General features: G+C 57.9%; 24 protein-coding genes. 10 read left to right on the plus strand and 14 right to left on the minus strand.

Annotated elements, in window-relative coordinates:
* The first annotated feature begins 2 nt into the window (after window positions 1–2).
* Window positions 3–785 (plus strand): PhzF family phenazine biosynthesis protein, encoded by a 783-nt coding sequence (locus ACIQV9_RS09125; protein ID WP_403100232.1) that lies wholly within the window; start codon window positions 3–5, stop codon window positions 783–785.
* Window positions 786–910: 125 nt separating this feature from the next.
* On the opposite strand, the gene ACIQV9_RS09130 is transcribed toward ACIQV9_RS09125, so the two are convergent.
* On the minus strand, window positions 911–2,020 hold the full coding sequence (locus tag ACIQV9_RS09130) for an ABC transporter ATP-binding protein (protein ID WP_403100235.1): 1,110 nt from the start codon (window positions 2,018–2,020) through the stop codon (window positions 911–913).
* Window positions 2,017–2,937: an ornithine carbamoyltransferase gene (gene argF, locus ACIQV9_RS09135; RefSeq protein WP_403100237.1), complete on the minus strand. Its 921-nt coding sequence runs from the start codon at window positions 2,935–2,937 to the stop codon at window positions 2,017–2,019. The genes ACIQV9_RS09130 and argF overlap by 4 nt, the downstream gene beginning before the upstream one ends.
* A gap of 449 nt (window positions 2,938–3,386) precedes the next feature.
* Here argF and ACIQV9_RS09140 point away from each other — a divergent pair, with 449 nt between their 5' ends.
* The 5 genes from ACIQV9_RS09140 to grxD all read left to right on the plus strand — a co-directional run bounded on the left by ACIQV9_RS09140 (window position 3,387) and on the right by grxD (window position 7,038).
* Window positions 3,387–3,593 carry a hypothetical protein gene (locus tag ACIQV9_RS09140; protein WP_010457690.1) on the plus strand — a complete coding sequence of 69 codons (207 nt, stop codon included), beginning with the start codon at window positions 3,387–3,389 and terminating at the stop codon, window positions 3,591–3,593.
* Entirely contained in the window at window positions 3,574–3,909 is a 336-nt protein-coding gene (locus tag ACIQV9_RS09145; protein ID WP_403100240.1) for a hypothetical protein, read from the plus strand. Before ACIQV9_RS09140 ends, ACIQV9_RS09145 begins: the two co-directional genes overlap by 20 nt.
* 153 nt (window positions 3,910–4,062) lie before the next feature.
* Window positions 4,063–4,356, plus strand: coding sequence for a hypothetical protein (locus ACIQV9_RS09150; RefSeq protein ID WP_403100243.1), 294 nt, complete (start codon window positions 4,063–4,065; stop codon window positions 4,354–4,356).
* A 134-nt stretch (window positions 4,357–4,490) separates the two neighbouring features.
* Window positions 4,491–6,599, plus strand: a complete 2,109-nt coding sequence (locus ACIQV9_RS09155; RefSeq protein ID WP_403100246.1) for a molybdopterin oxidoreductase family protein — start codon at window positions 4,491–4,493, stop codon at window positions 6,597–6,599.
* Between the two features lie 97 nt (window positions 6,600–6,696).
* Complete coding sequence (gene grxD, locus ACIQV9_RS09160) at window positions 6,697–7,038, plus strand: Grx4 family monothiol glutaredoxin (RefSeq protein ID WP_010457686.1); 342 nt, start codon at window positions 6,697–6,699, stop codon at window positions 7,036–7,038.
* A 174-nt stretch (window positions 7,039–7,212) separates the two neighbouring features.
* Here grxD and bfr read toward each other — a convergent pair whose 3' ends face one another.
* Window positions 7,213–7,686 carry a bacterioferritin gene (gene bfr, locus ACIQV9_RS09165; RefSeq protein ID WP_064679481.1) on the minus strand — a complete coding sequence of 158 codons (474 nt, stop codon included), beginning with the start codon at window positions 7,684–7,686 and terminating at the stop codon, window positions 7,213–7,215.
* A gap of 199 nt (window positions 7,687–7,885) precedes the next feature.
* Entirely contained in the window at window positions 7,886–8,104 is a 219-nt protein-coding gene (locus ACIQV9_RS09170; protein WP_403100253.1) for a bacterioferritin-associated ferredoxin, read from the minus strand.
* Between the two features lie 316 nt (window positions 8,105–8,420).
* On the opposite strand from ACIQV9_RS09170, the gene ACIQV9_RS09175 reads away from it, so the two are divergent.
* Window positions 8,421–9,023 carry a peroxiredoxin gene (locus tag ACIQV9_RS09175; protein ID WP_109634439.1) on the plus strand — a complete coding sequence of 201 codons (603 nt, stop codon included), beginning with the start codon at window positions 8,421–8,423 and terminating at the stop codon, window positions 9,021–9,023.
* Between the two features lie 77 nt (window positions 9,024–9,100).
* On the opposite strand, the gene rnt is transcribed toward ACIQV9_RS09175, so the two are convergent.
* Together rnt and pyrC are read right to left on the minus strand one after the other, a co-directional pair.
* Window positions 9,101–9,778: a ribonuclease T gene (gene rnt / locus ACIQV9_RS09180; RefSeq protein ID WP_064679478.1), complete on the minus strand. Its 678-nt coding sequence runs from the start codon at window positions 9,776–9,778 to the stop codon at window positions 9,101–9,103.
* On the minus strand, window positions 9,775–10,821 hold the full coding sequence (pyrC, locus tag ACIQV9_RS09185) for a dihydroorotase (RefSeq protein ID WP_403100257.1): 1,047 nt from the start codon (window positions 10,819–10,821) through the stop codon (window positions 9,775–9,777). The genes rnt and pyrC overlap by 4 nt, the downstream gene beginning before the upstream one ends.
* A 157-nt stretch (window positions 10,822–10,978) precedes the next feature.
* Here pyrC and ACIQV9_RS09190 point away from each other — a divergent pair, with 157 nt between their 5' ends.
* Entirely contained in the window at window positions 10,979–11,887 is a 909-nt protein-coding gene (locus ACIQV9_RS09190; RefSeq protein WP_403100259.1) for an OmpA family protein, read from the plus strand.
* Window positions 11,888–12,016: 129 nt separating this feature from the next.
* Complete coding sequence (locus tag ACIQV9_RS09195; protein ID WP_007898502.1) at window positions 12,017–13,234, plus strand: argininosuccinate synthase; 1,218 nt, start codon at window positions 12,017–12,019, stop codon at window positions 13,232–13,234.
* A 180-nt stretch (window positions 13,235–13,414) separates the two neighbouring features.
* Here the strand turns inward: ACIQV9_RS09195 and ACIQV9_RS09200 are convergent, their stop codons facing one another.
* Window positions 13,415–13,984 (minus strand): hypothetical protein, encoded by a 570-nt coding sequence (locus tag ACIQV9_RS09200; RefSeq protein WP_403100262.1) that lies wholly within the window; start codon window positions 13,982–13,984, stop codon window positions 13,415–13,417.
* 598 nt (window positions 13,985–14,582) lie between these two features.
* Here ACIQV9_RS09200 and ACIQV9_RS09205 point away from each other — a divergent pair.
* Window positions 14,583–15,209 carry a response regulator transcription factor gene (locus ACIQV9_RS09205; RefSeq protein ID WP_010457667.1) on the plus strand — a complete coding sequence of 209 codons (627 nt, stop codon included), beginning with the start codon at window positions 14,583–14,585 and terminating at the stop codon, window positions 15,207–15,209.
* A 91-nt stretch (window positions 15,210–15,300) separates the two neighbouring features.
* Here ACIQV9_RS09205 and ACIQV9_RS09210 read toward each other — a convergent pair whose 3' ends face one another.
* From ACIQV9_RS09210 to ACIQV9_RS09240, 7 genes are all read right to left on the minus strand, one after another.
* Entirely contained in the window at window positions 15,301–15,480 is a 180-nt protein-coding gene (locus ACIQV9_RS09210) for a PA3496 family putative envelope integrity protein (protein ID WP_007898493.1), read from the minus strand.
* 107 nt (window positions 15,481–15,587) lie between these two features.
* Window positions 15,588–16,226 carry an endonuclease III gene (nth, locus tag ACIQV9_RS09215; protein ID WP_403100266.1) on the minus strand — a complete coding sequence of 213 codons (639 nt, stop codon included), beginning with the start codon at window positions 16,224–16,226 and terminating at the stop codon, window positions 15,588–15,590.
* Window positions 16,227–16,251: 25 nt separating this feature from the next.
* On the minus strand, window positions 16,252–16,770 hold the full coding sequence (locus ACIQV9_RS09220; RefSeq protein WP_403100269.1) for an Rnf-Nqr domain containing protein: 519 nt from the start codon (window positions 16,768–16,770) through the stop codon (window positions 16,252–16,254).
* Window positions 16,763–17,374: an RnfABCDGE type electron transport complex subunit G gene (locus ACIQV9_RS09225; protein ID WP_403100272.1), complete on the minus strand. Its 612-nt coding sequence runs from the start codon at window positions 17,372–17,374 to the stop codon at window positions 16,763–16,765. The genes ACIQV9_RS09220 and ACIQV9_RS09225 overlap by 8 nt, the downstream gene beginning before the upstream one ends.
* A complete protein-coding gene (locus ACIQV9_RS09230; protein WP_403100275.1) occupies window positions 17,371–18,354 on the minus strand; it encodes an RnfABCDGE type electron transport complex subunit D in 984 nt (327 codons plus the stop codon). The genes ACIQV9_RS09225 and ACIQV9_RS09230 overlap by 4 nt, the downstream gene beginning before the upstream one ends.
* Complete coding sequence (gene rsxB / locus ACIQV9_RS09235; RefSeq protein WP_403100278.1) at window positions 18,341–19,351, minus strand: electron transport complex subunit RsxB; 1,011 nt, start codon at window positions 19,349–19,351, stop codon at window positions 18,341–18,343. The genes ACIQV9_RS09230 and rsxB overlap by 14 nt, the downstream gene beginning before the upstream one ends.
* On the minus strand, window positions 19,348–19,917 hold the full coding sequence (locus ACIQV9_RS09240; protein ID WP_403100281.1) for an Rnf-Nqr domain containing protein: 570 nt from the start codon (window positions 19,915–19,917) through the stop codon (window positions 19,348–19,350). Before ACIQV9_RS09240 ends, rsxB begins: the two co-directional genes overlap by 4 nt.
* Window positions 19,918–19,928: the final 11 nt, after the last annotated feature.

Here is a 19,928-nt window from a genome sequence, read left to right on the forward strand (position 1 = left end):
TTATGCAGCTTGAATTTCATCAGGTCGATGCGTTTAGTGATAGTCCGTTCAGTGGCAACCCGGCGATGGTGTATCGGCTCGAGGCCTGGCTCGCCGATGAGTTGATGCAGAAGATCGCCGCCGAGCACAACCTCGCCGAAACCGCCTTCCTGGTGCGCGAAGGGCAGGACTGGCACATTCGCTGGTTTACCCCGACCACTGAGGTGCCGTTGTGCGGCCATGCGACCCTGGCCAGCGCGCATGTGTTGTTTGAAATCTATAAGGAACCGGCCGAGCGCCTGGACTTCATCTGCAAGTCCGGGCCGTTGAGTGTGACTCGGGAGGGTGGACGCTTGTGGCTGGATTTTCCGGCCATCGTGCCGTCTGAAGTGGGCGTGACCCTGGATGTCGAACGCGCCTTGGGCGTCGAAGTAGTCGACGTGTTGGGTTCAAATGAATTGTTCGTGGTGCTGGAATCGGAGCAGGCGGTGCTCGATTGTCAGCCAGACATGATTGCCCTGGGCAAACTGCCGTGGCCCGGCGCAATTGTCACCGCCAAGGGTGGCAAGCATGATTTTGTGTCGCGTTACTTCGCCCCGGCGATCGGCATCAATGAAGACCCGGTCACCGGTTCGACCCATTGCAGCTTGATTCCTTACTGGTCGAAGCGATTGGGCAAGTCGAGCCTCACGGCATATCAGTGCTCGAAGCGAGGCGGGGAGTTGTTTTGCCGGCTGGAAGGGGATCGGGTGAAGATCGGCGGGAATGCGACGCTGGTTGCGAGCGGAACACTGATGCTCGGATGATTTTCTGATTTTCGGTTGATTTCTGTAGGAGCGAGGCTTGCCCGCGAAGGCGTCAGGCCTGCCAAAGAAGGTTTCGACTGACACGACGCCTTCGCGGGCAAGCCTCGCTCCTACAGGTTTCTGTATCAGCTGGCGGTGCTGTAGCGCCGGACGCCGGACTCTACCGCCGGAATCTGCGCTGCCGTGCTGCCGGACGCCTGGAACAACACCAGGTGTTCAGCCGCGACTCGAATGCCCACCTCGGCGCCGACTTGATGATCGGCATGGCTCGGGAAAATCGACTCCAGCTGCGCACCGGTAGGCAGCTGCAAACGGTACAGCGTCGAGGCCCCCTGGAAAGACTTGCCGACAATCCGCGCCTTCAAACCGCTGTCGGGTGCATAAACGATATCGTCCGGGCGCAGCAACACGTCCACCGCACCGCCCACTGGCCAGGTGTAGGCACGGTTACCGCGTAACTCACCCAACTCAGTCTGCACCGACTCGGGGCTGCTCAGCTGACCGCGAATGAAATAACCCTGGCCAATGAAGCTGGCCACAAACGGCGTCAGTGGTTCGTGGTACAGGTTGTAGGGCGTGTCCCATTGTTCCAGCCGGCCTTCCTTGAACACCCCGACGTGATCGCTCACCGCGAAAGCTTCTTCCTGGTCGTGGGTCACCAGAATCGCGCTGGTGCCACGGGCCTTGAGAATGTCGCGCACCTCATGGCTGAGCTTGCGCCGCAGTTCGCCATCGAGGTTGGAGAACGGTTCGTCGAGCAACAGCAATTGCGGTTCCGGTGCCAGTGCGCGGGCCAATGCGACACGCTGCTGCTGACCACCGGACAACTCATGCGGGAAGCGCTTGCCAAGGTTTTTCAGGTTGACCAGTTCCAGCAATTCTTCGGTGACGCGATCCTTTTGCGGATGCTTGCGGATCCCGAAGGCGATGTTCTCGGCCACGCTCAGGTGCGGAAACAGCGCGTAGTCCTGGAACACCATGCCGATCCGGCGTTTCTCCGGCGCGAGGGTGAAACCGGCGCGGGAGAGGGTCTCGCCCGCCAGCGTGATTTCACCTTCGTGCACCGGTTCGAAACCGGCAATCGCCCGTAGCGTGGTGGTCTTGCCGCAGCCCGAAGAGCCCAACAGGCACCCGATGTCACCGGCATTCAAATGCAGGTTGAGGTTCTGCACGACTCGCTGGTCTTGATAGCCACAGGCGAGGTTGCGCAGGTTAAGCAGTAATGGATGGCTCATGCGTGGTGATACGAAGGCGGGACGAGAAACTCGAGCAGGGCCTTTTGTGCGTGAAGACGGTTTTCCGCTTGATCCCAGGCGACGGAGCGCTTGTCATCGAGCACGTCGAGGCTGATTTCCTCGCCCCGGTGGGCCGGCAGGCAGTGCATGAACAGCACGTCCTCGGCAGCCAGGTCGAGCAGGGCGCGAGTCACCTGGAACGGCGCGAACAGCTTCAGGCGCTTGGCGGTTTCTTCTTCCTGGCCCATGGAGGTCCAGACGTCGGTGCTCACCAGGTGGGCGCCGCGCACGGCGTCCTTCGGATCGCGGACGATGGTCACGCGATCACCGGCCTTGGCCACGAATTGCGGGTTGGGTTCAAAACCTTCAGGGCAGGCGATACGCAACTGGAAGTCGAACTGGATCGCCGCTTCTATATAGCTGTTGCACATGTTGTTGCCGTCGCCGATCCAGGCCACGGTCTTGCCCTGGATCGAGCCGCGATGTTCTAGGAAGGTTTGCATGTCGGCCAGCAACTGGCACGGGTGCAGGTCATCGGACAGGCCGTTGATCAGCGGGACGCGCGAATTGGCGGCAAATTCGGTCAGGGTACTGTGGGAAAACGTGCGGATCATCACCGCATCGAGCATGCTCGACATGACAATGGCGGCGTCTCCGATCGGCTCGCCACGGCCCAGCTGCGTGTCGCGCGGTGACAGGAAAATGGCCTGGCCGCCGAGCTGGATCATGCCGGCTTCGAACGAAATTCGGGTGCGGGTCGAGGACTTTTCGAAAATCATCCCGAGCACGCGGTTTTTCAGAGGCTCGAACAGTACGCCGCGGTTACGCAGGTCCTTGAGCTCAACGCCTCGACGGATCACGCTGACCAGCTCTTCGGGCGTGCAATCCATCAGGGAGAGAAAGTGCCTTGCGCTCATCATTGACTACCTTTTTGCAACAGACCGCAGATACTCAAAGCCTTGTTTAACTGAAAAACGGGCGAGACCTGCGGCGTAAGCCGCACGGGGCGACGAAATAGGGGGAGGCGCGATATTGACATTAAATGTCGCGTTTTTCCAATAGGAGGCTTTTTTTACGGCTTCCAACATGTTTCAAGCTTTACAGCGCGATCCGCGTTGCGAGGTTGAGAGCAGCATTTGTACACGGTGCCGAAGCTCGATTGCAATAAATGCCGTGATCTGGCTCGACATCCGGCGAAGATTGAAAGACCCGCCCACCAGCGGTCTCCGGGCCCCGTTACAAGCTCGCGGAGTTGTTTACTGTTACGTTTTCGGGTGCCGGGTCTCGGACTGCGCTCAGGTATTATCTGCCCCATTGCGGATTCTCGACTGCGTAAAGTCAAACACTCCCAGGGAGGGAGCGCTGTATGGCGATCAATAAACCCGGACACACTGGCCTGACACGTCTTCGTCGTGTTTCACCGGCCTTCGATATGGCTGTCATTTCTACGGTCATGGGCTTCGCGATTATCGCAAGCACGATTTATCCAGGCGTTCCGAGCGCCGTGGTTGGCGCCATCGTCGGCGCTTTTATCGGCGTGAAGAATTTCAGGGATGACGCGATTGCAGATTGATTCGACCCAGTTTTTGGTAGTGGGGGGATTGGTCGCAATTGGAATCTACCTGGGGGCTTCGCTACTCGCCCGGTCGACGCCGGACCTTAAGCATGGAGCTGCCCTGGTGGTCGCGTGGTTCACCGTGGTGAGCGTCATTGATATTGCTTTGCAGGTCTATCAAGCCGAGCCTCATCAACTGGGCATCCTGGCAAACCAGAAAGCTATCATCCTGATCGGGTCCGGCGTGATGCTTTGGCTGGCGGTCGGCGGAATCTGGACGGCCTTGGCCTCACCTCTAAAAAAGAAGGCGTTGAAGATTTCTCAACCGCAGTGAGTCTGTCTGTGGGATCGAACTTATGTTTTGGAAATGTTGCTCGTGTCTTGCCTGTTTCAAGGCGCCGGCTGTCACCGTGCCCCGGATGAAACATTTGCTAATGCAAAGTGCTGGGTTATAACTAACTCACGAGTGACGCAGGAAGCCTTCGGAATGGAATCGAAAGAACAGCTGTTAATGGAATTACTCGGCCTCACGGCCCGTTCACTGACCCACCTCACCGCTTCCATGACGTCGATGTCCTTCGAATTGATGCGCAGTGAAGACGAAGTGACCAAGGCGGCCGGTCGACGCATGATCGACCGCATGGCAACCATCAGCACGGGGCTCGACGAGCACTGGCGACTGATCGGCGAGCTCACCGGCGTACATGTCGCCCAGGAGCAGATCGAAACCATTCAGGACATCCAGTTGCAGGCGCCGCCGCCCGGGTTGCCGCCGAACTGACTGTGCGCGGCCATCGGCTGGCCTGATGGTCATCGATTCACAAGACGAACGTCGCTGGCGCAGTCGCGGGTCACGCGCCATAGTTTTGTTTCCGCGGCCGAAATTGCCCGCCCAGAACAAAACAGAGACTGGCCATGACCAAGACTCTCCATCACCGTGCCTGCCACCTGTGTGAAGCCATCTGCGGCCTGACCATCGAGACCTCCGAGGTTGAAGGCAATGGCGTGCAGATCACCTCAATCAAGGGCGACCCGCTGGATACGTTCAGCCGTGGGCACATCTGCCCCAAGGCGGTTGCCCTGCAAGACATCCAGAACGATCCGGATCGCCTGCGTCAGCCGATGTTGCGAGTGGGCAGCGAATGGCAGCCTATCGAGTGGGAAGACGCCTTCAGCCTTGTCGCCGAACGCCTGGCGGCGATTCAGGAGCATCACGGGCAGAACGCGGTGGCGGTCTATCAAGGCAACCCCAGCGTGCACAACTATGGGTTGATGACCCACAGCAATTATTTCCTGGGCCTGTTGAAAACCCGCAACCGGTTTTCCGCGACCTCGGTCGATCAGTTGCCTCATCACCTGACCAGCCATTTGATGTACGGCCACGGTCTGCTGCTGCCGATTCCGGACATCGACCACACCGATTTCATGCTGATTCTCGGCGGCAATCCCCTGGCCTCCAACGGCAGCATCATGACCGTGCCGGATGTGGAGAAGCGCCTGAAGGCGATTCAGGCACGGGGCGGAAAAGTGGTGGTGGTTGATCCGCGCCGCAGTGAAACGGCAGCGATGGCCGATCAGCATCTGTTCGTGCGCCCCGGTGGCGATGCGGCGCTGTTGTTCGGATTGCTCAATACCTTGTTCACCGAAGGTCTGACCCGCGACAGCCATTTGCCGGTGGACGGTCTGGATGAAGTCCGTCAGGCGATCACCACATTCACTGCCGACACAATGAGCCCTTTGTGTGCGGTGCCGGCAGAACAGATTCGCCAACTGGCCCGGGATTTCGCGGCGGCGCCGACAGCGGTCTGCTATGGCCGGATGGGCGTCTCGACCCAGGCCTTCGGCACGCTGTGTCATTGGCTGGTGCAACTGATCAATCTGGTCACCGGCAACCTCGACCGCGTCGGCGGTGCGTTGTGCACCGAACCTGCGGTGGATCTGGTGGCCTCGACGTCGGGCGGGCATTTCAATCTGTGGCAGAGCCGCGTGTCCGGGCGTCCCGAGTACGGCGGCGAATTGCCGGTGTCGGCCCTGGCGGAAGAGATGCTGACGGGCGGGGAAGGGCAGGTCCGTGCGCTGATCACCGTGGCCGGCAACCCGGTGCTGTCCACACCCAATGGCCGGCAACTGGAGCAGGCGCTGGACGGGCTGGAGTTCATGGTCAGCATCGACCTGTACATCAATGAAACCACGCGCTATGCCGACCTGATCCTGCCGTCGACCTCGGCACTGGAAAACGATCACTACGACACCACGTTCAACATGTTTGCGGTGCGAAACGTATCCCGTTTCAACCGGGCGATTCTGGCGAAACCAGAAGGCGCGTTGCATGACTGGGAGATTTTTGTCGGCCTGGCCCAGGCTTTTGCGGCGAAGACAGGCAAGGAACTGAAACCGACCATTGCACCTGCGCAGATGATCGATCGTGGGCTGCGGATGGGGCTTTATGGCGATGCCTCGCAGCATAAGCTTTCGTTGGCGACGCTGTTCGATCACCCGCACGGCGTCGATCTGGGCGCGCTCAAATCCAACCTGGCGCCACGCCTGAAAACCGCCAACCAGCGAGTCCAGGCCGCGCCGGCTGCGATTCTCGCCGACCTGGCACGCTTCGCCGCGCTGCAAGCACCGGCCGCCGACGAATTGCTGATGATTGGTCGTCGCCATGTGCGCAGCAACAACTCGTGGATGCACAACTATCACCGTCTGGTGAAGGGCAAGCCGCGCCATCAATTGCTGATGCACCCGGATGACCTGGCTAGCCGTGGACTCGGTGATGGGCAGCGCGTGCGGGTCAGTTCGCGGGTCGGTGTGATCGAAGTGGAAGTGGTCGCCAGCCTGGACATGATGAAAGGCGTGGTCAGCCTGCCTCACGGTTGGGGCCATGCGCGTCCCGGCGTGCAGATGACGATCGCCAGTAGTCAACCGGGCTCCAGCGCCAATGACCTGACCGATGAGTGTCAGCTCGACGAGTTGTCGGGGAATGCGGCGTTGAACGGTGTTCCGGTGACGGTGGTGGCGGCTTGATTGTGTCTGTCGGGGAGACCGAGCATGGCGCTCGGGTTTCCGTTACAATGCGCCACCGTGCCGACCTCTGAGTCGGAAAGTTCAGCCGAGGTGCTCCATGGATATCATCGAAACGATTAAAGAGCAGATTGCTAACAACACCATTCTGCTTTACATGAAAGGTTCGCCGAATGCCCCGCAGTGTGGCTTCTCCGCGAAAGCCGCGCAGGCCGTGATGGCATGTGGTGAAAAGTTTGCGTACGTGGACATCCTGCAGAACCCGGAAATCCGCGCCAACCTGCCAAAATACGCCAACTGGCCAACCTTCCCGCAGCTGTGGGTCGGTGGTGAGCTGGTCGGCGGTAGCGACATCATGACTGAAATGTCGGCTGATGGTTCGCTGCAGGCCACGATCAAGGCGGCTGTTGAAGCGGCTGCTGCCAACAAGACCGAAGCCTGATCCGGTTCCTGTAGGAGCGAGGCTTGCCCGCGAATAGGGCGCCTCGGTCTTCAGGAATACCGCGTCATCGTTCTTCGCGAGCAAGCATCGCTCCTACAAGAGCGACATTAAAAAGCCCCGCCTCTTCAAAAGAGTGCGGGGCTTTTTATTGTCTCGAGTTTAGCGGGCGCTAACTTACTCTTCGCCCATCTGCGACTGCAGATAGTTCTCAAGACCGACTTTATCGATCAGGCCCAGTTGGGTTTCCAGCCAGTCGATGTGTTCTTCTTCGGACTCAAGGATATCTTCGAGCAATTCACGGCTACCGAAGTCGCCGACGGTTTCACAATGAGCGATGGCAACCTTGAGGTCGGCATGACCGGTTTTTTCGATACGCAGGTCGCACTCAAGCATTTCCTGGGTGTGTTCGCCGATCTGCAGCTTGCCCAGGTCCTGGACGTTCGGCAGGCCTTCGAGGAACAGGATGCGCTTGATCAGCTTGTCCGCGTGTTTCATCTCGTCGATGGATTCGTGGTATTCGTGCTTGCCGAGCTTGTTCAGACCCCAGTCTTCGTACATGCGCGCATGCAGAAAGTATTGATTGATCGCGACCAGCTCATTGGCAAGGATCTTGTTGAGATGCTGGATGACTGTAATGTCGCCTTTCATGATGGGGTCCTGCCCTGTATTAGTTGTCAATAGGGCAGAGTTTGAGCCGCACAACTAAGAGTGTCAAACCTAAGTTATTGAAACTTAAATGAAAATTAATCGGAATAAGAATGTTTGTGTTCCGCGTCTAGAGCGTAAGCGGTTGATTTTCAGACATAAAAAAACCGGACATCAAGTCCGGTTCTTTGGAATACGGTATTTACGCGGCAGTAAATTCTACCGGGTAGGGGATCGCGGCCTGTGACGATTGCAATTTAGTCAGGGTTTCACGCACCACTTCCTTGGCAAGGCAGGCACATTTACCGCATTGGCTGGCTACGCCAGTCGCCTGACGGACTTCTTTGTAGCTGCAGCAACCTTCATAGATTGCATCGCGGATTTGACCGTCGGTGACGCCAGTGCAGAGGCAGACATACATAAGCTAAGAACCGTCGCTGGTGGTGACTCAGTTGCGATGGATCTTAATGTTAACGAGAATGATTGTCAAAGTGGTTTCTGAAAGCTTTGCGTTATAAGCGCGTATGACTGACGAACGGTTTTCATCCAGGCATCTGCCATTACCCTGCCGCGATGGCCAATTTGGTGCGCCGATGAAAAACCGTTGAGGACAGCTCAAAAACGCCGTGTATGATGGTCGGTCCTTGCGAAGGGGGTCGTGTCACAGGGCTGTCGCCTGAGGGTGGCAGGCTGACGCGAACCCAGTTCTTCACGATATATAGACCAGGAGATATTCAATGAGCGTACTCGTAGGCAAACAAGCCCCGGACTTCACCGTACCTGCCGTCCTCGGCAATGGCGAAATCGTAGACAGCTACACCTTGTCCTCGGCCATCAAAGGCAAATACGGCCTGGTGTTCTTCTACCCACTGGACTTCACTTTCGTTTGCCCATCCGAGCTGATCGCTCTGGACAACCGCATGGCTGACTTCAAGGCCCGTAACGTTGAAGTGGTCGCGGTGTCGATCGATTCGCACTTCACCCACAACGCATGGCGCAACACCCCGGTGAACAATGGCGGTATCGGCCAGGTTCGTTACACCATGGCTGCCGACATGAAGCACGAAATTGCCAAGGCCTACGACGTTGAGTCCGAAGGCGGCGTGGCTTTCCGTGGCGCGTTCCTGATCGACGACAAAGGCATTGTCCGCTCGCAGATCATCAACGACCTGCCGCTGGGCCGTAACATGGAAGAGCTGATCCGTCTGGTCGACGCACTGCAATTCCACGAAGAGCACGGCGAAGTTTGCCCTGCCAACTGGAAAAAAGGCGACAAAGGCATGACCGCTTCGACCGAAGGCGTCGCGGCTTACCTGACCGAGAACGCTGCGGCGCTGTAAGCCCAAGCGTCAGGCATAAAAAAACCGGCTGTTGAGGCCGGTTTTTTTATGGGCGGGAGAAATCCAGCGACCGAGGATCAGTCGTTGAAGTCTTCCCAGCCACCCATTTGTTTCCAGCGATTGACGATGCCGCAGAACAGCTCGGCCGTCTTCTCGGTGTCGTAGCGCGCCGAGTGAGCCTCGCGACCGTCGAAGTCGATGTCCGCCGCCTGGCAAGCCTTGGCCAGTACGGTTTGACCGTAAGCCAGGCCAGCGAGGGTGGCTGTATCGAAACTGGAGAATGGATGAAACGGGTTACGTTTCATGTCCAGACGCGCGACAGCGGCGTTGAGGAAGCCCAGATCGAAGCTGCTGTTGTGCCCGACCAGAATTGCCCGTTTGCAGCCGTTGGCTTTCAAGGCCTTGCGGATGCCACGGAAAATATCGGTCAGGGCTGCTTCCTCGCTCACTGCCATACGCAGCGGATGATCGAGCTTGATTCCGGTGAATTCCAGCGCGGCCGCTTCAATGTTCGCGCCTTCAAAAGGCTCGACGCGGAAGAAATAGGTGTGATCGGGGTACACGAACCCTTTTTCATCCATGGCGATGGTGGTCGCGGCGATTTCCAGCAAGGCGTCAGTGGCAGAGTTGAAACCACCGGTTTCAACGTCGACAACAACTGGCAGGTATCCACGGAAGCGCTCAGCCATCGGGTGGCGCGAACCACCTCCGCCGCCTTGACCGTCCTGTTCGTCGTCGAAATGGTCTTCACTCACGCGTGTTCCTCCAGCAGGCGCCAGCGCAGTTTTTCACCGGCGCGCAGCGGGATTACGGTCAGCTCGCCAAATGGCAGGCTGGTTGGGGCGGTCCACTCATCGCGGACCAGGGTGATGCGATCGGTGTTCACCGGCAAGCCATAGAAGCGCGGGCCGTTGAGGCTGGCGAAGGCTTCGAGCTTGTCCAGCGCGTTGCGTTGTTCAAAGGCTTCGGCATACATCTCGATTGCCGCATAAGCGGTGTAGCAACCGGCACAGCCGCACGCTGCTTCTTTGGCGTGCTGGGCGTGAGGCGCCGAGTCGGTGCCGAGGAAGAACTTGTCGCTGCCGCTGGTGGCAGCGTCGAGCAGGGCTTCCTGGTGGGTATTGCGCTTGAGGATCGGCAGGCAATAGAAGTGCGGCCGAATCCCGCCCACCAGCATGTGGTTGCGGTTGTACAGCAGGTGATGCGCGGTGATGGTCGCGCCAACGTTGGCCGAAGCCTCGTTGACGAACTGCACGGCGTCCGCGGTGGTGATGTGCTCGAACACCACTTTGAGCGTCGGGAAACGCTCGACCACACGACGCATGTGCTCATCGATGAAGATTTTTTCGCGGTCGAACACATCGACGTCGCCGCGGGTGACTTCACCGTGAACCAACAAAGGCATCCCGACGTCGGCCATGGCCTCAAGTGCAGGGAAGATCTTGTCGATGCTGGTGACGCCAGAGTCCGAGTTGGTGGTCGCGCCGGCCGGGTACAGCTTGGCGGCGTGAATGAAGCCGCTGGCCTTGGCCTCGCGAATTTCGTCGGGCTGGGTGCGGTCGGTCAGGTACAGCACCATCAACGGTTCGAAACGACTGCCGGCCGGGCGTGCAGCGAGAATCCGCTGGCGATAGGCGTCGGCTTCAGCGGCGTTACGCACCGGAGGTACCAGGTTGGGCATGATGATGGCGCGACCAAAGGTGCGCGCGACATCCGCAACGGTATTGGTCAACACAGCACCATCGCGAAGATGAATATGCCAGTCGTCGGGACGCAGCAGGGTCAGGCGGTCGGACATGAGGGGATTCCAGGCGGGTCAAACTCTGGGGAATGCTACCGGAAAAGACTCTTCCAGGCACTCGCTATCAAGTTTTGCAGGAAGCTTCCGATATCCAACAGGTATGCCGGAAATATGTGTGTCGGTCTTTTTGTTGTAGAAGCCAGTGGAGCCTCCCGTGCGCCAGCGTTATTTAGCCTTGCTCAGTGTGTTTGCCAGCCTCCCTGCGATGGCGCTCACTTTCCAGACGCGTCTGGAGAGCATCGAGTGGACGGTCGAAGGTGACAAGTTCGAATGCCGCCTGACTCAACCGATTACCGATTTCGGTTCGGGTGAATTCGTGCGCCGTGCCGGCGAGCAGGCGACGTTTCGTCTGAAAGCCTACAACGCGATGATCGGCGGTGGTTCGGCGACCCTGCTGGCGGCCGCTGCGCCTTGGCAACCGGGACGTGGCGACATCAATCTGGGTTCGGTGAGAATCGGCAGCGGCAATGTGTTGTTCAACAGTTCGCAGGTTCAGGCCGGGCGCCTGATCAGCGGGTTGATGGACGGCCGCAGTCCGGTCATCCGGCATTCCTCTGGCGATGGTCGTGTGTCTGAAGTGCGCCTGTTGCCGGTCAAGTTCAGCAAGGCCTTCAACGACTATCAGGGCTGCGTGGCGAAACTGCTGCCGAAGAATTTCGAGCAGGTCAAACAGTCCGAAATCGGCTTCCCGGGTGAAGGCGTCGATCTCGATCCACAAGCCAAGGCGCAGTTGCAGGTGATGCTGGAGTTCATGAAGGCGGATCCGACGGTCAATCACATCGAGCTCGACGGGCACTCCGACAACAGCGGCAACCGCCTGACCAACCGCGAACTGTCACGCCGCCGGGCGTTGGCGGTGATGGACTATTTCAAGGCCAATGGCATCCAGGAATCGCAGATCACCCTGCGTTTCCACGGTGAGCGCTACCCTGTGGCGCCGAACACCAACGCCAGCAACCGCGCGAAGAATCGCCGGGTCGCCGTGCGCCTGGAGCGGGTAGCGCCGACCGAGAAAGTCGCGCCTCAGACCACGACACCGGGAAGCGCTCCGGCGACCTCCTGACTCCGCTGAAATCGTCGCTCGCTCGACAGAATCTGTCGCTTCGTCGTCATAAGCTGTCGCGCCTCTGTAAATTATTCCGTATGACCGGTAGACTTCACGGCTTTCCGTAGAACCCCGTGGAGTGATGGCATGGCGGACGTAAACAAGGTCGTTCTGGCGTATTCCGGCGGCCTGGACACTTCGGTGATCCTCAAGTGGCTGCAGGATACTTATAACTGTGAAGTCGTGACCTTCACCGCTGACCTCGGTCAGGGCGAAGAGGTTGAACCTGCACGTGCCAAGGCTCAGGCCATGGGCGTGAAAGAGATCTACATCGACGATCTGCGCGAAGAATTCGTGCGTGATTTCGTTTTCCCGATGTTCCGCGCCAACACCGTTTACGAAGGCGAGTACCTGCTGGGTACTTCAATCGCTCGTCCGTTGATCGCCAAACGCCTGATCGAAATCGCCAACGAAACCGGCGCTGACGCCATTTCCCACGGCGCCACCGGCAAGGGCAACGACCAGGTTCGTTTCGAGCTGGGCGCCTACGCACTCAAGCCAGGTGTGAAAGTGATCGCCCCTTGGCGCGAGTGGGACCTGCTCTCCCGTGAAAAGCTGATGGATTATGCTGAAAAGCACAACATCCCGATCGAGCGCCACGGCAAGAAGAAATCCCCGTATTCGATGGATGCCAACCTGCTGCACATCTCCTATGAAGGCGGCGTGCTGGAAGACACCTGGACCGAGCACGAAGAAGACATGTGGAAATGGACCGTCTCCCCGGAGAAGGCTCCAGACAAGGCTCAATACCTGGAACTGACCTACCGCAACGGCGACATCGTGGCACTGGACGGCGTCGAAATGACTCCGGCCACCGTGCTGGCGACCCTGAACCGTATCGGTGGCGAACACGGTATCGGCCGTCTCGACATCGTCGAGAACCGTTACGTGGGCATGAAGTCCCGTGGCTGCTACGAAACCCCTGGCGGCACCATCATGCTGCGCGCTCACCGTGCGATCGAATCGATCACCCTGGACCGCGAAGTGGCTCACCTCAAAGACGAGCTGATGCCTAAATACGCCAGCCTGATCTACACCGGTTACTGGTGGAGCCCTGAGCGTCTGATGCTGCAACAGATGATCGATGCGTCCCAGGCTCACGTGAACGGCGTTGTGCGCCTGAAGCTGTACAAGGGCAATGTGATCGTCACCGGTCGCAAGTCCGACGAATCGTTGTTCGATGCCAACATCGCGACCTTCGAGGAAGACGGCGGCGCCTACAACCAGGCCGACGCGGCGGGCTTCATCAAGCTCAACGCCTTGCGCATGCGCATTGCTGCGAACAAAGGCCGGAAGCTTTTCTGAGACCTTTGAAGCTGCAACGACGGTAATGGAAATGTGGCCTTGTCGCTGACAAGGCCACAATTCTGAAAGAGGGATTTTTCCTGCCGGGCATCATGTTTCAACTTTCTTGTTGTTACAAATACGCTTTCTCTGCTTTTGCGGTCCGATTGCCCTTCGAGCGCTGTCTTCTGCTATCGGCACTCAAGCCATCATCGTCATGCCATGTGAGTTCAAATTGTAGGCAACCCAGAACGCCGTGCTGTTGCGTTTCTTTGTTTGTTTCGAATGCTTGTGTGCGCCTTCCTTCAGCAACGCCTCTGAATCAGTACACGTGAGAAACACGATCACGCGCGCAGGGTTTTCCTGTGGTTGCTGGACCTTTTCCATCAAGGTGTTGAAATCCATTTTGTTACTCATCCATCGTGCATCGACGATGTGCAGATCCTTTAACAGCACCGTTGCGCGTAAGTGATGCTCAATCAACTGCTCTGGTGTATTGCCTTGCGATTGATCGGCATCGGCCATGGCCTTGATAAAATGCTTTCCTTTCTCAAAATCAGAGGGCGCGTAAAGCGATCGATAGTTGAAGTTGAGTGTGACGAAGAATAGAAAGAGCAAATAAAAGGGAAAGCTGATAAGGAACCAGATATAGATCTCTCGTTCCTTATCGTCGAGAAAGGGAAGAGAAATAGCAGCTGAAGTTTCAGACAGTGTTGCAAATATTGCAATGATTGTCATGGGGTTGGAAATTCTTGTTTTGAGTTTGTTCATATTGTTTGCTCATGAAGGATTGTCTGTTCTCGATCGATTTATGGAGTGGTTTCGGGTTTTGGTAAGTCGGTGTAGTCGGGAAGGCAGTCTACTGTTTTGGTGGTGTCCTTTTAGTGGGTTTATTAACGGGTGTCATAATAGCCGTATTGTTTGCGAGTCGGGTATTTTTATTGTTCTTGTTTTAATAAGTGCAGGGTTGATTGCTGTTCTTGAAGTGTTTCTTGTTGTAAGGCTTGTTGTAATGGATTTAGTGGGTAGGTCTGGATTTTTACGAACTAGTGAGAATGTTGGCTTGACAATGTCGGTTGCTTTTTAAGCGTAGCTCAATCGTCAGCGTTTGTCGGATCCTTCCGCCAGCCTCTGGTTTCTTTGATTTCCTGATGTAAATCGATACAAAAACAGATTTAAAAGCACCGTGCGGACGGGGCGGTAAAATTTAAGACACACAGTATTCGTGTGATTTTTGTAAGACATGTCCTGCTTGTTTGTAGGGAATGTCTCTCGCTGCGGGTGGCCGAGGGGGGCGGCATGCCACTGATGAAACGACTAGGCTATTGTGCTGGCTCTAAAAATTCGAACAGCGAAATTGGACTTGCCCATGAATAAAGTGCTGATCGTGGATGATCACCCCGTCATTCGTCTTGCGGTACGTATGCTGATGGAGCGTCATGGCTACGAAGTCATTGCAGAAACAGATAACGGTGTGGATGCGTTACAACTTGCCCGCGAACTTATGCCGGATATTGTCATTCTGGATATTGGAATACCGAAGCTGGACGGTCTGGAAGTCATTGCGCGTCTGACAACAACGGCGATGCCTCTTAAAGTGCTGATATTGACCTCTCAGGCCCCCGGACATTTTTCCATGCGTTGCATGCAGTCGGGGGCCGCCGGGTATGTCTGCAAACAACAGGATCTCACTGAATTGCTCAGTGCGATAAAAGCCGTACTTTCAGGCTACAGCTACTTTCCGAATCAAGCGCTGCACACCGTTCGTTCCAGTCTCGGGAATGCCAGTGAAGCCGATATGGTGGATCGTCTGTCCGGGCGCGAAATGATGGTGTTGCAACAGTTGGCCCGAGGAAAGACAAACAAGGAGATTGCCGATGGAATGTTCCTCAGCAATAAAACGGTCAGTACTTACAAGACACGCCTGTTGTTGAAACTCAATGCTCGTTCTTTGGTTGATCTGATCGAACTCGCTCAACGCAATGGACTGGTATGAACGCATTGGCGATCGACGAGGCGCGATGAAAGGGTGATCGCCCGGGATTGGCACTTAGTAAAAAGCCTCCGTTTCGGGAGGCTTTTAGGTGTCAAAGGTCAAAATCGTAATCGGCCAATTGCTTTTGCAGTCGGCGCTCCTCCAGCAGATTGTCGATGGTGCGGCGTTTGCTCAGGTTGGTCTTTGCCACTTCAACCACCGGTTCAGCGTCATCGGCCTCAACGGGTGTGAAGTCGTCTTCTACGTCCAATTGCTCTTTGCCAGTGCTCATAAAGTTAACTCCAGGCTAAGACTGCCTTTGGCGCTCCTTATATCGACAATCGCCCGGCGGGTAAAAAAGATTTTTTCAATCGATGGATCAATAAATCTAATAGCGCCTCAATCGTCCGAGGTCTTTTGCTTGTATTCGCACAGGTCTTCGATCCGGCAGCTACCGCAACGAGGCTTGCGGGCCAGGCAAACGTAGCGGCCATGAAGGATCAGCCAATGGTGTGAATCGAGCAGGTATTGTTTGGGGACAAACTTCATCAGCTTCATCTCCACCTCGACCACGTTTTTGCCCGGCGCAATGCCCGTGCGGTTGCTGACCCGAAAAATGTGGGTGTCCACGGCCATGGTCAGTTGCCGAAAAGCGGTATTGAGCACCACGTTGGCGGTCTTGCGGCCGACGCCGGGCAGCGCCTCCAGTTCCTCTCGGGTTTGCGGAACCTCGCCGCCATGGCGCTCCACCAGCAAACGACAGGTTTCGATCACGTTTTTCGCTTTGCTGTTGAACAGGCCGATGGTCTTGATGTATTCCGACAGCCCTTCAACGCCCAAGGCATGAATCGTCGCCGGCGTATTGGCCACCGGATAGAGTTTGGCGGTGGCCTTGTTCACGCCGACATCAGTCGACTGCGCGGACAGAATGACGGCAATCAGCAATTCGAACGGCGAGGAATAGGCCAGTTCGGTCTTCGGTTCCGGGTTGTCTTCGTGAAACCTGCGGAAAATTTCCAGACGTTTTGCGGCATTCATGGACAGTGCGTTTCCTCGAAATCGGTCAGTGTGAGGGTGTCGGTCGGTGCCAGGCCTGCCAGGCCTGCCAGGCGGCGATCAGCAGTCCCAGGAGAATGAATCCGCCAGGGACCAGCGTGGCCAGGTGCAGGCCGCCGTTACCAATGACCTCGCGCAGCAGGCCAAGACCCACCATCAACGCGCCAAACAGGCCACACAAGCGCAGGCGATCAAGCCGTGGCTCCTGGAAAAAACCATTGTGTTCCAGCACCACGCATTGCAGGGCGATCAATCCTGCATAGATCCCCACGTGCTGGTGCCATTGAAGTGACAAGACCTGTGCGGCCAGTTCCGCGCAACTGGTCAACGTGGCAGCCAACAGGATGCTCGCAAGCAAACGGGTGGACGGGATCAGCCGTGAGCGCAAGGCGGCCATGCTGACGCCATAAGCATTGATCACCACGAAGAACATCAGCCACAGGCCGAGGGCGGTCAACCAGGCGTCCGTAGCGCCGATCAGAGGCGCAAGCATCAAAGAGTTGCGCAGTGTCGATGCCTTATTCATGCGTACTGCTCCCGGTCAGCTGTTGCGGTTGTTCGTCGAAGAAACGCAACGCGTCATGAACGGCGCCGATCACCGCTCGTGAAGTAATGGTCGCGCCCGCTATCTGATCGAACTGACCCTGATCTTTTTTCAAGGCCCAGCCCGTGTCACCAGGGTCTGCTCGGGACTTGCCGGTAAAGACCTGAAGCCAGGCATTGGGCCAGTCGGCGATCTTGCCACCCAGCGCGGGGGTCTCCGATTGCTTGAGGGTTTTGACCCCCAGCAACTTGCCGTTGGCGCCGATGGCGATCAACAGTTCGATGGAGCCCTCGTAGCCCAGGGTCTGGCTGCGCAGCAACACCGCGCGAGGTTCGCCGGCCTTGGTCGTCAGATAGCCCCCCAGCAGCGTGCTGTTGGGCAGCCGAATGTTTTCGAGGGCGAGTGGCTGGTCCAGCGGTTGATTGTCGTAGCTGTCTGGCGGTAGCAGGTCCAGCAGGTTGCGGCTGTCGATCAAGCGCTGTTGCGCACTGATGCGCGGTTCGCTGGCGTGTTGCACGAAGTACGTCGCGCCAATCCCCAGTCCGGCCAGCAGCACCAGAATCACAACGCTCGTCGCTCGGTTCATGGGGCAATCTGCTCCTGCCTGGACGCGACTAACCGCTCCAGCGCCGGGACACATAGGTTCATCAGCAACACGGCAAACGCCACGCCGTCCGGGTAACCGCCCCAGGTGCGAATCAGGTAGGTCAGTAATCCCACCCCGGCACCGAACAACAGTCGGGCACCGGGGCTTTTCGCGCCGGACACCGGCTCGGTGGCAATAAAGAATGCACCCAGCATGGTCGCGCCGGTGAGCAGGTGAAACAGTGGCGAGCCATGGGAGTCGGAGCCCGAACCGTTCCAGCACAGCAGACTGATGATGAACAGGCTGGCGAGCATGCCGACCGGTGCGTGCCAGGTGAACACCCGACGTTGCAGGAGGAAAGCGCCGCCGACGAGAAAGGCCAGGTTGACCCATTCCACACCGCGTCCGCCGAAATGACCGAACGCCGGGTTGCTCGCGAAGAGTTCATCCATGGTCAGGCTTTTGTTGATCCGCAGGCTGTCCAGCGCCGTGGCCTGGACCCACGCATCTGGCGCCTGGCCGAAGCCGAAGACCTGTTGCAAGCCACCGAGCAGATTCATGCCGTGGGACGACGGCCACAGGGTCATCTGCTGGGGAAAGGTCACCAGCACCAGGGCAAAACCAAGCATCGCCGGGTTGAACGGATTCTTGCCGACGCCACCATAAAGGTGTTTGCCGAGCAGGGCGAACGCCGCCGCACTGACCGTCAGCCACCATGGGCAATAAGGTGGCAAGGCCAGGGCCAGCAAGGTCGCGCTGACCAGGGCGCTACCGTCGCTCAAGGTCGGTTTGATGGATTGCTTGCGCAGTTGCAACACCGATGCTTCAACCGCCAATGCGGTAGTCACCGCCAGAATCAGGTTGATCAATACGCCCCAGCCATACAGCCAGAACAACGCCAGCATCCCAGGCACGGTGGCCAGCAACACCAGCTTCATGGCCTGCTGAAGGCGTTCGTCCACCGATTCAAGGGGCGACATAGGCATCCACCTGACGCTCGGCGTCCGTCACTGCGCGTTCCAGCGCTGCAATCTGTTCAGCTGCGGCTTCGCTGGTTTGCGCTTTCTTGAGTTCGGCGCGGCGCATGGCCAGCTGGATCTTCGCCCGTTTCAGCTCGACATCCTTCGCTGGCGCGGCCGGTGCCGGGGTTGGCGGTGCGCTACTTTCCAGCTTTGCCAAGGCTTGCTCCGCCACTTCGAATTGCTGTTGAAGCACGATCAGTTGTGACTGCTGCTCAAAGGTCGGCGGATGCCCGAACGCCTTGAGCGACTTGTTCAGTTGCGCGCGACTCATCGCCAGGTCGATCTTGGCTTTTTTCAACGCGGCATCGGCGTTTGCCGCTTTCTGCGCGCGCACTCGCTCAAGCGCAGACTGAACCGGGTCGAGCGTCGGCACTTCGTTGTGCTGCACGGCGCGTTGGGCGCGGGCCTGACGTTCGGCGAGCTTCTGCTCTTCCTCACGGCGCAAGCGGGCGTTGCGCTGTTCGAAGCGACGCCGCGCATGATTGCGTTTGGCGGTGCGCGCCTGTTGTTCCTCAAGGCTGAACGCCAGGCCACCGACAATCGGCAGTACCGTGGCCAAGGGCAGTGGCCGCATCTCGATGCAGTCCACCGGGCAGGGCGCGACACACAGGTCGCAACCGGTGCATTCGTCGACGATCACCGTGTGCATCAATTTCGCCGCGCCGACGATTGCATCCACCGGACAAGCCTGGATGCACTTGGTGCAACCAATACACTCCACTTCACGAATATAGGCGATCTGCGCCGGTGCCGAGCCGCGACTGACGTCCAGTTCCAGCACCGGCACTTTCAGCAACTCAGCCAGCGCCGAGATGGTTTCGCTGCCCCCTGGCGGGCACTTGTTGATCGGCTCGCCGCTGGCGATGCCTTCGGCGTACGGTTTGCATCCGGGGTGGCCGCACTTGCCGCATTGGGTCTGCGGCAAGAGGGCGTCGATGCGTTGAATCAGACTCATGTTTTGATCAGCCCGCTGAATCCGAGAAAAGCCACTGCGATCAGTCCGGCGCCGATCAACTCGATCGGCAAGCCACGAAAGGGCAGGGGGACATCGTTATCGAGAGTGCGCTGGCGTAAATCGCTGAACAGGGTCAGCACCAGCCAGAACCCCAGCCCGGCGCCGAGGCACAGGGTAGTGGCATGAAAAAATCCCTGGTCGTCCGTGGCGTTGAGCAATGTCAGCCCAAGCACACCCGCGTTGCCCAGCAGCAGCGGCCAGAGGCCATCGAACGCAAGCCTGGGAAGCAACCGCGACAGCAGCTTCAACAGTGGGCCGATCAGCAAAACGCTCAACGGCAGGAGCACGAAAAGGCGTAGCGAAGTCAGTTCCAGTGGCACCAGCAGCCAGTGATAGGCCGAGTAGCCCAGCATGCCGACTATCAGCATCAGACACGTTGTCGCACTGCCCAATGCATGAACCTGATCGCGCTCGCTGTCCAGCAGCGGATCGACGCCCAGCGGCCAGTGCAACACGAGGTTGTTGATCAGGGCAGTGCTGATAAGCGTAAGAAGCAATTCGGTCATGATCGTGCCGG

This window comes from Pseudomonas sp. NPDC099000 (genome assembly GCF_044759925.1).
Classification (GTDB): Bacteria; Pseudomonadota; Gammaproteobacteria; order Pseudomonadales; family Pseudomonadaceae; genus Aquipseudomonas.

What these genes read in the sequence shown, in the direction of transcription:
- ACIQV9_RS09125 (WP_403100232.1), top strand. Translation starts at nt 3, where the DNA reads ATGCAGCTTGAATTTCATCAGGTCGATGCGTTTAGTGATAGTCCGTTC.
- ACIQV9_RS09130 (WP_403100235.1), bottom strand. Translation starts at nt 2,020, where the DNA reads ATGAGCCATCCATTACTGCTTAACCTGCGCAACCTCGCCTGTGGCTAT.
- argF (WP_403100237.1), bottom strand. Translation starts at nt 2,937, where the DNA reads ATGAGCGCAAGGCACTTTCTCTCCCTGATGGATTGCACGCCCGAAGAG.
- ACIQV9_RS09140 (WP_010457690.1), top strand. Translation starts at nt 3,387, where the DNA reads ATGGCGATCAATAAACCCGGACACACTGGCCTGACACGTCTTCGTCGT.
- ACIQV9_RS09145 (WP_403100240.1), top strand. Translation starts at nt 3,574, where the DNA reads ATGACGCGATTGCAGATTGATTCGACCCAGTTTTTGGTAGTGGGGGGA.
- ACIQV9_RS09150 (WP_403100243.1), top strand. Translation starts at nt 4,063, where the DNA reads ATGGAATCGAAAGAACAGCTGTTAATGGAATTACTCGGCCTCACGGCC.
- ACIQV9_RS09155 (WP_403100246.1), top strand. Translation starts at nt 4,491, where the DNA reads ATGACCAAGACTCTCCATCACCGTGCCTGCCACCTGTGTGAAGCCATC.
- grxD (WP_010457686.1), top strand. Translation starts at nt 6,697, where the DNA reads ATGGATATCATCGAAACGATTAAAGAGCAGATTGCTAACAACACCATT.
- bfr (WP_064679481.1), bottom strand. Translation starts at nt 7,686, where the DNA reads ATGAAAGGCGACATTACAGTCATCCAGCATCTCAACAAGATCCTTGCC.
- ACIQV9_RS09170 (WP_403100253.1), bottom strand. Translation starts at nt 8,104, where the DNA reads ATGTATGTCTGCCTCTGCACTGGCGTCACCGACGGTCAAATCCGCGAT.
- ACIQV9_RS09175 (WP_109634439.1), top strand. Translation starts at nt 8,421, where the DNA reads ATGAGCGTACTCGTAGGCAAACAAGCCCCGGACTTCACCGTACCTGCC.
- pyrC (WP_403100257.1), bottom strand. Translation starts at nt 10,821, where the DNA reads ATGTCCGACCGCCTGACCCTGCTGCGTCCCGACGACTGGCATATTCAT.
- ACIQV9_RS09195 (WP_007898502.1), top strand. Translation starts at nt 12,017, where the DNA reads ATGGCGGACGTAAACAAGGTCGTTCTGGCGTATTCCGGCGGCCTGGAC.
- ACIQV9_RS09200 (WP_403100262.1), bottom strand. Translation starts at nt 13,984, where the DNA reads ATGAACAAACTCAAAACAAGAATTTCCAACCCCATGACAATCATTGCA.
- ACIQV9_RS09205 (WP_010457667.1), top strand. Translation starts at nt 14,583, where the DNA reads ATGAATAAAGTGCTGATCGTGGATGATCACCCCGTCATTCGTCTTGCG.
- ACIQV9_RS09210 (WP_007898493.1), bottom strand. Translation starts at nt 15,480, where the DNA reads ATGAGCACTGGCAAAGAGCAATTGGACGTAGAAGACGACTTCACACCC.
- nth (WP_403100266.1), bottom strand. Translation starts at nt 16,226, where the DNA reads ATGAATGCCGCAAAACGTCTGGAAATTTTCCGCAGGTTTCACGAAGAC.
- ACIQV9_RS09220 (WP_403100269.1), bottom strand. Translation starts at nt 16,770, where the DNA reads ATGAATAAGGCATCGACACTGCGCAACTCTTTGATGCTTGCGCCTCTG.
- ACIQV9_RS09225 (WP_403100272.1), bottom strand. Translation starts at nt 17,374, where the DNA reads ATGAACCGAGCGACGAGCGTTGTGATTCTGGTGCTGCTGGCCGGACTG.
- ACIQV9_RS09230 (WP_403100275.1), bottom strand. Translation starts at nt 18,354, where the DNA reads ATGTCGCCCCTTGAATCGGTGGACGAACGCCTTCAGCAGGCCATGAAG.
- rsxB (WP_403100278.1), bottom strand. Translation starts at nt 19,351, where the DNA reads ATGAGTCTGATTCAACGCATCGACGCCCTCTTGCCGCAGACCCAATGC.
- ACIQV9_RS09240 (WP_403100281.1), bottom strand. Translation starts at nt 19,917, where the DNA reads ATGACCGAATTGCTTCTTACGCTTATCAGCACTGCCCTGATCAACAAC.